The organism is Bradyrhizobium sp. DOA1 (genome assembly GCF_001593325.1).
Taxonomy (GTDB): domain Bacteria; phylum Pseudomonadota; class Alphaproteobacteria; order Rhizobiales; family Xanthobacteraceae; genus Bradyrhizobium.
Genome location: NZ_JXJM01000001.1, coordinates 3,979,279 through 3,988,719, shown reverse-complemented (window position 1 = coordinate 3,988,719; position 9,441 = coordinate 3,979,279). Strand labels below are relative to the sequence as shown.

Here is a 9,441-nt window from a genome sequence, read left to right as displayed (position 1 = left end):
GTTTGGAGTCAGAAGCGATGCAAGGAATGTTCGTTCCTCCAAACTGTACAAACGAATATTTCTCTAACCTGGATCAATAACCCAGGTGAATCCGCCAGCTTGTTGCCCGCTAGAAGTACGCGCCGTGCAACAGCTCTGGCAGATCCAGATGCTTCGCTACCGTCGCGCCGATATCGGCAAAGCCGGCGCGGCGGCCGATCGAAGAAGACGACCGCGCCATCCAGACCAGGATCGGCACCTGCTCGCGGGTGTGATCGGTGCCGCTCCAGGTGGGATCGCAGCCATGATCGGCAGTGATGATGAGAAGATCATCGCTCCGCAGGCGGCATAACAATTCGGGAAGTCGATCATCAAAGGCTTCGAGTGCCGCGGCGTAGCCGGCGACATCGCGGCGATGGCCGTAGAGCGTGTCGAAGTCGATGAAGTTGGCGAAGAGCAATCCACCATTCGCAAGGCTCTCTAGCCCCTTGAGCGAAGCATCGAAGAGCGCCATGTTGCCGTCACCGCGCATGTTCCGTCCGGTCGCGCGATGGGCGAAGATGTCGTCGATCTTGCCGATCGTCACGATGTCACGACCGGCGTTTGCAGCAAGATCCAGGATGGTTTGCCCGGGCGGCGGCACCGAATAGTCATGCCGATGTGCGGTGCGCTTGAAGTCACTCGCATCTGTACCGACGAATGGCCGGGCAATGACGCGGCCGATGTTGAGGGGATCGATCAGCCGCCTTGCGATTTTGCAAATCTCGTACAGACGTTCGAGCCCGAATGTCTCCTCATGCGCGGCAATCTGAAACACGCTGTCGGCCGAGGTGTAGCAGATCGGCATTCCCGTTCGCATGTGGCGCTCGCCGAACTCGGCGATGATCTCCGTGCCGGAGGCGTGGCAATCTCCGAGAATCCCGGGTAATCCGGCTTGCTCGCAGAAGGCGTTCGTCAGGCCGGCGGGGAAGCAGGGCGTCGTTCGGGGAAAATAGCCCCAGTCGAACGGGACCGGTACGCCGGAGATCTCCCAGTGGCCTGATGGGGTGTCCTTGCCCCTCGAGATCTCGCTTGCGCAGCCAAATCGCCGGTGCTCGACCTCACCGTCCAGCCCCGGCGGTACGCGCCCGCTTGCGAGTCGGCAGGCCTCCCCAAGGCCGAGCGCGACAAGATTGGGCAACCGGAGCGGACCCTCGCGCGCGGCGCTGTTGGCGCGGCGGGCCGCGCAGGCCTCCGCGATGTGACCGACCGTGTCGGCGCCATCATCGCCATAGCGTGCGGCATCGGGCGCGCCGCCGATGCCGACCGAGTCCATCACGAGAATCAGGGCACGCATGTCGGCTCCCTGATGGGGGGATCGGCTGACGTGCCGGCGGATGCAACACCGGTCTTCGTGCAGTAGCGATCGACCATCGATGCACAGAAATCGGCGAACTCGTTGACGTCGAGCGGCGGGCTGGTGTGATGCGGCTCGATGCCCCGGTGCTCGGGCGTGAAGCAGAAGGTCACCGTGACCTGAAATTCCGCCAGCGCCTCCATCTGGCGGTCGAACCAGGCGAGTGCATTAGGGCGGAAGCTGTCGGCCCATGACAGACCCGTCCTGAGATGGGTCACGCCGAGGCGGCGCATCCAGTGCACCGCGTCGTCAAGGCGATGATCCTCGAAGTGGAACCATTGGCACAATCCCATGGCCGGCGCATATGCGCCGAACAGATCGGCTGCCGCCTTCGGCGTGCCGTCCTCGCGCAGAAGGCCCATGTGGAAATGCCTGTAATAGGATGAGCCTTCGGCTTCCTTGTGCCGTGTCGTTGCTTCCCAGGCGGATGGAAGGTCATAGAGGCTGTACCAATGAATGCGCGGGGCACGGCCGATCAGGAGCTCGGCGGTACGCGAGAGCCCCCAGGCTTGCACCTCTTCGGCGCCGAACGAGGAGACACCGACCTCCGTCACCCAGACGGGCAGGGTGGTGACCGCCTTGATTTCCTCAAGCTTGGCCGGCCATTCACCGATCTGCCATAAATTCCAGTCGAGCGGAAAGCCATGCACGGCGACCGCATCAAAATGGTCGAGCACGCCGCGCCGCTGCATGTTGCGCATGAAGGATGGATCGATCGGCGAGATGCCGCCGAGGACGATTGGCAATGCGGGGCGCGTGCTGCGGATCGCCTTGCCAGCGGCGATCGCGAGACCGGCGAACATGGCCCAATCCGGATCGATCAGGAGATCCCAGTGCGACTTGTTGTTCGGCTCGTTCCAAATCTTGGCCGCCTCGATCATCAGCTCGTGCTCCGGGATGGATAGACGGGGCCATCGACTTGAGGCCGCTCCGTTCGCCTGCAGAGATAGACTTCCTCTTCCGGATGCGCGCTGATCGCAAAGCCGGCGCTGCGCAGCATGGCCTCGACGCAGGCCCGGTTCGGTACCCACCAATTGGTGGGGTCGTCGGCATATTTGTGCTCGATGAAGTGAAGCTTGGGATAGCCAGCGGAATCGAACTGGTCGGTGGTCCAGAAATCGTAGTTGTTCTCGATCGCGTCGACATGGCTGTCGCCGCGCTGCATCGACTGAAACAGCAGCAGGTCCTTGGCGACGTGCTCGTGGATGAGATCCAGTGCCAGAAGCGGATGACGCAGGTGGTAGAGCACGCCCATGAAGATCACCAGATCGAACTTCTCACGGAGCTGCCCGACGTCATAGGCCGACATCTTGCGGAATTCGACCCTGAGGCCCTTCACGTCGGCAGCGAAGCGCGCCTGCGCCAGGTACTCTTCGTCGCTGTCGAGGCCAAGCACGCGCTCGGCGCCGCGCCGCTTCATCTCCATGGCATAGAAACCGGCGTTGCAGCCGATATCGAGCACGGTCTTGCCTTCGAGACGGTCCGGTATGATTCCGGAGAAACGACGCCATTTCACGTTGGGATAGTCGCCGAGGAAGTGGCTAGGCGCGGTCGGCACGCCATTCAGGTCGAGATTGTGAAACCATGGCCCGAGCGCTTCGACGCGCCTGCGAATTTCCTCGCGCGTAAGCAGCGCTCTCGTCATGCCGTCGCTCCATTGTCCGTTGCGGGGACCGGTTGAGCTCCATCCGAGAAGGTGCCGGCGCGCAACCTCGAGCGGCCGTCGGTGCCGGTGCTGTCGGCCAGAAGTGCCATCGCCGTGCGGTAGCCATCGACGGTGCCTACATCGACATAGGATTCGCCCGCCTTGACTCCGATGCCGAGGCCGCCGGCCTGGAGATAGGCGTTGACCAGAGTTCCGAAGTACTCGTCTCGCCGCTCTCGTGCGTTCCAGAGCGCATGCAAGTCGCGGAAGCCGTTGGCCGACATCCTGAATGCGCCCCAGATCCATCGCGAGGTTGGAGTCGGCTGCTTGACCTGGATCTCGCGCACGCTGTCGCCATCGAGAACCACGGCATCGAAGAATTCCGGGCGCTCGACCGGGAAGAGCAGGAACGACAGGTCGGCATCGGGCAGGGCCTGCAAGGCGGCCTTTGGAAACCAGACGGTATCGGGCAGGCCGACCATGACGTCTTCGTCATGGCACACAACGGTGCTGGCCCGGAAGACGGCGTCGCACAGTCCCAATGCGTTGGGCTGCACGACATAAGCCAGCTGAGCGCTGCCGTAATGATCGCCGAAATACTCCAGAATGTCGGATTTCCCCGGCGAAATGACGAAGCAGATCTTGTCCGCGCCGCCGAGGATCAGCCGCTCCAGCAGATATTCGGAGACCGCACAAGGGCGCTCCGTGCCGTCGTCGCGCCGGCTGCCGACGGGCAGCAGCTCCTTGGAGAACGCCAGCGGTTGGATGCGACTGCCGCGGCCCGCGGCCGGAACGATGCCCCACATGATCAGGCCTCCGCGGATTGCGGGCGGTGCGCACCGCTGGATGCCGCCTGTTCGAGCAGCGACACCAGCTCGCACGCGCGTTTGTCGGATGTGTGCTGATCCATGGTCCGCTCATAGGCAGACCTCGCGACGGATTGAAGCTCGACGTTCGACATCGCCAATGCGGCCAACGTGTCTTCTGCGTCGCGCGCGATCAAGATCTCCCTGCCGGGCGCGAAGAACTCTTCGATTCCCGGCCAGTCGTCGCTCAGGAGCGGGACGCCACAGGCGGCCGCTTCGAACAGGCGGCCCGACGGGCACCAGCCCATGTCCGCCATCGCCTTGCGTGTGACGTTGAGGGTCAAGCGGGAGGACGCAAAGAACGGCGCATGCTCAGATGGCGGCAGATGCCGCACGAAGTAGATGTTGGATGACCATGGGAAGTCGTCAGGATATTGCGCCCCGGCGATCAGGAAGCGCAGGTCCTGCCGCGCCCGTGCCGGTTCGACGAACAGCGCTTCAAGCCCGCGCTGGCGATCTTCGGAGTAGGTGCCGAGATAAGACAGATCTGCGCGGTAGTGCGGTTGTGGCGGCACCGGGCGATGAATGTCGCTATCGACGTGGCCATAGAGGGGGCGGATATCGCGGGCGCCGAGCCTGTCGTGAAATTCTCGGGTCACGCGTGGTCCACCAGTGAAGCTGAGAACGAGTGCGAAATCTTGTAGGCCTCGAGGCCCGACATAGGGAACGGTTTCATTCGCCATGAGCCGTGCCAGCGTGACCGGAGTATCCAGATCATAGAAGACGGGAACGGCGCGCCCTTCGGACACGATCATTTCGGTCGCCGCGATCGCGTCGGGACAATAGGACGTCACGATCGCGACATCGGCATCCCCGACGTCGCTGCGGGCGAGGGAGCGGGTCTCCTCCCAACTCGAAAACAGTCGCAGCGCGCCGCCCGGCAACTCGTCGAAGTCGCGGGCGCCGGCATAATAGGGCACATCACGCTCGTAGAAGACGACGGTATGGCCGAGGCGCATCAGATGCTTGCAGAGGCCTCGCCAGAGCGTCGCGTGGCCGTTGCCCCAGGAGGAGGAGATGGTCAGGCCGAAAATGACGATCTTCACGCCGGCACCCGCTGGTTGATCCGCGTAATCTTGAACCCGCGGTTGTCCACGCTGAGCGTGGAGATGCTGGATGGGTCGATCTCAATTGAGAGGAAGTCGTCGAGTCGCATGCGTGCGTAGTGCAAGAGGGCCGCCCGGATCGGCTCGGCATGACTGACGGCGATGACCGTACCCGCGGAGTGATCGTTGCGGAGCTGCTCCAGATGATTGACGACGCGGTTCTGGAGCGAGCGCATGCTCTCTCCGCCCGGTGGTCGGGTGCTGCCGCGCCGTCTGTTCCAGCGTGACCATTGTGGGTCGTCGTTGAGCTCCTCGAAGGACCGGCCGGTCCATTCACCGTAATCGAGCTCGTCAAGCGCGGGCACGATCTCGATCGGCAGTGCGAAGTGAGCCGCCAGGATGCAGGCTGATTGCATGCAGCGCCGCTGCGGGCTCGACTGGATCAAGGCCGGTCGCGGGCTGACCGTCACGGCACAGCGCGCCATCTCCGCGCAGCCGATCTCGTCGAGGGTGACGCCATTCATCCGGCCGCATAGCGTACGGCCGAGCAGGGCGTGGTGACCGTGACGTACGAGATGAATGATCCTCGCCATCAGGTATATGCCTTGTCGTCGATGAAAGCGCGCGTCCGCCGACCGGCTTCCTCGTCGGTGAACTGCTGCGGCGGCGATTTCATGAAATAGCTGGATGGACCGGTCAGAGCGCCCCCTTGGCAGCGGTCCATGGCAAGCTTTGCGCAGCGGACCGCGTCGATCACGACGCCGGCCGAGTTGGGGGAGTCCCACACTTCGAGCTTGACCTCGGCGCTCAGGGGTACGCCGCCGAACGTCGTGCCTTCGAGCCGGATGAAGGCCAGCTTGCGGTCGGTCAGCCACGGCACGTGATCGCTGGGCCCGACATGGATGTTGTCGGAAGAGATGGGGATGTCGAACTGGCTGGTGACCGCCTGCGTCTTGGAGATTTTCTTCGAGGTCAGCCGCTCCCGTTCGAGCATGTTCTTGAAATCGGTATTGCCGCCGACGTTGAGCTGGTAGGTGCGGTCGAGCCGCACGCCGCGATCGCGGAACAGATTGGCCAGCACGCGGTGCACGATGGTCGCACCGACCTGGCTCTTGATGTCGTCGCCGATGATCGGAAGGCCTGCATCCTCGAACCTTCGCCGCCAGTCCGGATCGGACGCGATGAAAACGGGGATGCAATTGACGTAGCCGCAGCCGGCTTCGATGGCCCGTGCTGCGTACCATTCGCTGGCGCGTTGTGAGCCGACGGGCAGGTAGGATACCAGTACGTCGGTCCGTGACATCGCTAGCGCCTCCGAGACATCGGCCACCGGGACATCGGCCACCGGAATATCGTCTTCGAGATAGTGCCCGATGCCGTCCATGACAGGACCGCGTTGAACGATCACGCCGGTTTGCTCGACATCGGCAAAACGATGCGTGTTGTTCGGCTTGGCAAAGATGGCGTCGGCGACATCGCGTCCGACCTTGCTCGCGTTGACGTCGAATGCGGACGCGAGCTGAATGTCGCTAATGTGATACCCGCCGAGATCGACGTTCATCAGGCCGGGCACGGGTTCGTTCGATTTGGCGTTCCGATAGTAGGTGAGCCCCTGGACGAGGGAGCTCGCGCAATTGCCGACGCCGACGATGCCGACGCGGACGCGGCGCCTATCCTGAAGACGGGAGTGCATGGATTGAAGACCTCCGGAAGACGCATGGTGTCAGCGTAAGTAGGTCGGCGAACGTACCGGAAGGTAAGTTCGTTCCTGTGCTGGAGCCGCTATGCCCGCACCTAGATCGATTCAGGGCAACAAAATCCAGCAGCCTTAACCTGGGATAGAATCCGTGGCCGGCCAAACGGAACGAAGATCATCCTGGATGAAGATGAAGAAGATGATGCTGCCGGCATCGGCAGGTGCGCGCTGAAGAACAAATTCTGCCGGCCCGCGTTTCACCGCAATCACGCCGGTTATGCCGGATCTGCACAAGCGAGGTGCCATATGACGTCCACGACGCAGAACAGCGAAGCCCAGCAGACGACTGATCACGCCGCGATCCGCAAATGGGTTGACGAGCGCGGTGGGCAACCCGCGACGGTCAAGGCGACGGAAGAGGATGGACACGCCGGCATCCTGCGCATCGATTTCGATCCGCCGGACGATGCCCTCGACCGGATCGGCTGGGATGAGTTCTTCGACAAGTTCGACGAGGCTGGAATCGCCTTCCTGCACCAGGACCGGACCAAGGACGGGAAGATGAGCCGCTTCCACAATTTCGTCCGTCGATAGCCGGATCTCGGGAGGTGACGAACGGCTGGGTGGAGGCCATGCGAGCCGGCGACTTTGCGCGCGCCTGGGCCATCAACGACCACGATCTCGCAACGGCGGATTACCCGCCCAAGCACACCGGTCCGCGTCATCTCCAGCGGATCTGGCGCGGAGAGCCGCTCGCGAACAGGCACGTACTCGTGCGATGCTATCATGGGCTCGGCGACACGATCCAGTTCCTTCGCTTCATGCAGCCACTTCGCAGCATGGCGCGCAGCGTCACGGTCTGGTGTCAGCCCGAATTGCTGCCGCTGGTGGAGCGCACGGCCGGTGTGGATCGCGCGCTCGCGCTGCATGACGGTGCGCCCCAAGTCGACTTTGAGGTGGACATCGAAATCATGGAGGTGCCGCACGCGATCGGCGCGGGAAGAGAGTACATCGAGATGGGCGGCCCGTATTTGACACTGCCGCATAGAGGCATGTCTGCGCCGATTGACCGCCAAGGGCTGGCCGTCGGCCTGGTCTGGGAGGTCGGTCAGTGGGACAAGCGGCGCGCCATCCCCCCCGCATTGTTGCGGCGTCTCGGCGTTTCCGGCGCAGTGCTCCATTCCCTCCAGAGAGAGGCAGCGGCTGAAGATCTCGCGCAGATCGGCGCTCGGGACATCAGCACGCCCGACATCGCTGCTCTTGGTCATCGTCTCTGCCAGCTTGATCTGGTGATTTGCGTCGACACGATGGTCGCGCACCTCGCGGGGGCACTCGGATGCGAAGCCTGGGTACTGCTGCATGCCGATTGCGACTGGCGCTGGCCTTCATCGGGGCGTCGTACGCTTTGGTATCCAAGCCTTCGGCTGTTTCGTCAAAAAATCGCCGGTGATTGGGGCGCTGTCATCCTGGAGGTGCGCGAAGCCTTGGAAAAGAGTGCACGAAGCCCGAACGAAAAGTCGCAATACCGTCAGGCCAGCGCGACGTCGTCTTTAGCCGATTCCGGTTGCGGCGGTCGCTTTTCTTGATCACGTGGTCGGTAACCAAGGTAGGCAGGATCGAAGCCGGCCACTCGGCACAATCCAGGCCAGTCCGAAATCACCAGAGTCTTGCCCTGCCATTGCAGCAGCTTGCAGCGCCGCAGTTCCTGGATGGTACGGTTGGCATGGACGGGGGAAATGCTGCAAGCCGCGGCGACATCGGATTGGGTGAACGGCGAAGACAATCTGAAATCCTTCGCGAGCCCGACATTCTGCAGGCGTGTCGTGATCTCACAGAGCAGGTGGGCCACCCGCGTCAAGGCGTCCCGGCTACCGAGGTTTATGGTCCAGTTGCGCTGTATCGCGTGGTCGCGAAGCAGCATCAGCAGCAGAGTCCGCGACATCGCGGGCGAGCGCGCCGATAGTTCGCGAAAGAAGCGATGTGGCACCAGCGCGACCACGGCGGGACCGAGCGCGATGAGGTTACCCTCGATGCGGGGCCGGTAAACTGTCTGGAGGTCCGCGATGTCGCCGGGTACGGAGATCGACGTGATCTGCCCGTCTGTTCCCCGGGCATCCTGCCACGAGAGATAGCCCTGGAGCAGAAGACAGCATTGATGGCTGTTGTCGCCGTGGCGCAGGATCGCCTGATGTGAATTGAAGTGCGCAATCGTGCTCGGCATGTTTGCCAGCAGATCGAGGTCGTCGGTGGTCACGTCACCGAGACTCGCCAGGTGATCAGCGAGCTTGGAAAAGGCAAATCCGGTTTGCATTAGTCATCCGATCCCCGCCGCCTGTCTCGACTCTGACCCAAATGGCAAAGGAGGGGCATTCACCTTTGATATGATCCGCCGATTGATAGGGCATCATCGACGGGTGCAGATTGACGTTGACCGGTCTCCAATGTTCCTCGTGAGAAGGCAGCAGACCTCGCCAAGATTCGATCAATAAGTCGATCGATCATTAACAATGTTGAATCACCCGCCGCCACCGATGCTCTAGTGTGAGATCTTTCCGCTGGAGGGGGCCCGCATGTTCGACACCGATACGACGGCGCTTTTGCGCGCCGTGCTCGAGGAAGTTTGCGCAAGCGTCTCCCGTTGCGAGATCGGTGCCAGAACCCACGTGGCCGCGAAGCTTCTCGAAGCGGCGACAAGAGGGCAGACCTCTCTTGACGACCTCAGGCAAGCCGGTTCCAGGGCATTGTCTGAAGCCTCGACCATGCGCGGGTGACAAGTGCGAGGAACGAGCGTCGTGCCCGGGGACTTGAATAGG

At 62.6% G+C, this 9,441-nt stretch carries 11 protein-coding genes; 3 read left to right on the top strand and 8 right to left on the bottom strand.

The features are described from left to right. Positions 1 to 109: 109 nt before the first annotated feature. Genes SE91_RS19065 through SE91_RS19035 form a run of 7 tightly spaced genes read right to left on the bottom strand, consistent with a single transcriptional unit; the run spans position 110 to position 6,625 of the window. Positions 110 to 1,315 (bottom strand): phosphopentomutase, encoded by a 1,206-nt coding sequence (locus tag SE91_RS19065; protein WP_061848673.1) that lies wholly within the window; start codon positions 1,313 to 1,315, stop codon positions 110 to 112. Beyond that, entirely contained in the window at positions 1,303 to 2,256 is a 954-nt protein-coding gene (locus tag SE91_RS19060) for a glycoside hydrolase 5 family protein (RefSeq protein ID WP_061848672.1), read from the bottom strand. The genes SE91_RS19065 and SE91_RS19060 overlap by 13 nt, the downstream gene beginning before the upstream one ends. Then, entirely contained in the window at positions 2,256 to 3,020 is a 765-nt protein-coding gene (locus SE91_RS19055) for a TIGR04290 family methyltransferase (protein WP_061848671.1), read from the bottom strand. The genes SE91_RS19060 and SE91_RS19055 overlap by 1 nt, the downstream gene beginning before the upstream one ends. Then, the gene (locus tag SE91_RS19050) at positions 3,017 to 3,826 is read right to left on the bottom strand and encodes a nucleotidyltransferase family protein (RefSeq protein WP_061848670.1); all 810 of its coding nucleotides are present in this window, start codon (positions 3,824 to 3,826) and stop codon (positions 3,017 to 3,019) included. The genes SE91_RS19055 and SE91_RS19050 overlap by 4 nt, the downstream gene beginning before the upstream one ends. Positions 3,827 to 3,828: 2 nt before the next feature. Next, positions 3,829 to 4,932, bottom strand: a complete 1,104-nt coding sequence (locus tag SE91_RS19045; protein ID WP_060735693.1) for a CgeB family protein — start codon at positions 4,930 to 4,932, stop codon at positions 3,829 to 3,831. Further along, positions 4,929 to 5,525: a histidine phosphatase family protein gene (locus tag SE91_RS19040; RefSeq protein ID WP_061848669.1), complete on the bottom strand. Its 597-nt coding sequence runs from the start codon at positions 5,523 to 5,525 to the stop codon at positions 4,929 to 4,931. The genes SE91_RS19045 and SE91_RS19040 overlap by 4 nt, the downstream gene beginning before the upstream one ends. Further along, the gene (locus SE91_RS19035) at positions 5,525 to 6,625 is read right to left on the bottom strand and encodes an inositol-3-phosphate synthase (RefSeq protein WP_061848668.1); all 1,101 of its coding nucleotides are present in this window, start codon (positions 6,623 to 6,625) and stop codon (positions 5,525 to 5,527) included. The genes SE91_RS19040 and SE91_RS19035 overlap by 1 nt, the downstream gene beginning before the upstream one ends. Positions 6,626 to 6,934: 309 nt before the next feature. Between SE91_RS19035 and SE91_RS19030 the strand changes: the two genes are divergently transcribed. Next, positions 6,935 to 7,222: a hypothetical protein gene (locus tag SE91_RS19030; RefSeq protein WP_061848667.1), complete on the top strand. Its 288-nt coding sequence runs from the start codon at positions 6,935 to 6,937 to the stop codon at positions 7,220 to 7,222. Positions 7,223 to 7,236: 14 nt separating this feature from the next. Then, positions 7,237 to 8,214: a hypothetical protein gene (locus SE91_RS19025; RefSeq protein WP_245318482.1), complete on the top strand. Its 978-nt coding sequence runs from the start codon at positions 7,237 to 7,239 to the stop codon at positions 8,212 to 8,214. Here the strand turns inward: SE91_RS19025 and SE91_RS19020 are convergent. Further along, entirely contained in the window at positions 8,157 to 8,939 is a 783-nt protein-coding gene (locus tag SE91_RS19020) for a Crp/Fnr family transcriptional regulator (RefSeq protein ID WP_008553145.1), read from the bottom strand. The genes SE91_RS19025 and SE91_RS19020 overlap by 58 nt on opposite strands. A gap of 259 nt (positions 8,940 to 9,198) precedes the next feature. Between SE91_RS19020 and SE91_RS19015 the strand changes: the two genes are divergently transcribed. After that, positions 9,199 to 9,399, top strand: a complete 201-nt coding sequence (locus tag SE91_RS19015) for a hypothetical protein (RefSeq protein ID WP_008553144.1) — start codon at positions 9,199 to 9,201, stop codon at positions 9,397 to 9,399. Positions 9,400 to 9,441 lie beyond the last annotated feature (42 nt).

Bases quoted from the DNA above. Each gene is read 5' to 3' on its own strand.
- SE91_RS19065 (WP_061848673.1), bottom strand. From the start codon at position 1,315: ATGCGTGCCCTGATTCTCGTGATGGACTCGGTCGGCATCGGCGGCGCG.
- SE91_RS19060 (WP_061848672.1), bottom strand. From the start codon at position 2,256: ATGATCGAGGCGGCCAAGATTTGGAACGAGCCGAACAACAAGTCGCAC.
- SE91_RS19055 (WP_061848671.1), bottom strand. From the start codon at position 3,020: ATGACGAGAGCGCTGCTTACGCGCGAGGAAATTCGCAGGCGCGTCGAA.
- SE91_RS19050 (WP_061848670.1), bottom strand. From the start codon at position 3,826: ATGTGGGGCATCGTTCCGGCCGCGGGCCGCGGCAGTCGCATCCAACCG.
- SE91_RS19040 (WP_061848669.1), bottom strand. From the start codon at position 5,525: ATGGCGAGGATCATTCATCTCGTACGTCACGGTCACCACGCCCTGCTC.
- SE91_RS19035 (WP_061848668.1), bottom strand. From the start codon at position 6,625: ATGCACTCCCGTCTTCAGGATAGGCGCCGCGTCCGCGTCGGCATCGTC.
- SE91_RS19030 (WP_061848667.1), top strand. From the start codon at position 6,935: ATGACGTCCACGACGCAGAACAGCGAAGCCCAGCAGACGACTGATCAC.
- SE91_RS19020 (WP_008553145.1), bottom strand. From the start codon at position 8,939: ATGCAAACCGGATTTGCCTTTTCCAAGCTCGCTGATCACCTGGCGAGT.
- SE91_RS19015 (WP_008553144.1), top strand. From the start codon at position 9,199: ATGTTCGACACCGATACGACGGCGCTTTTGCGCGCCGTGCTCGAGGAA.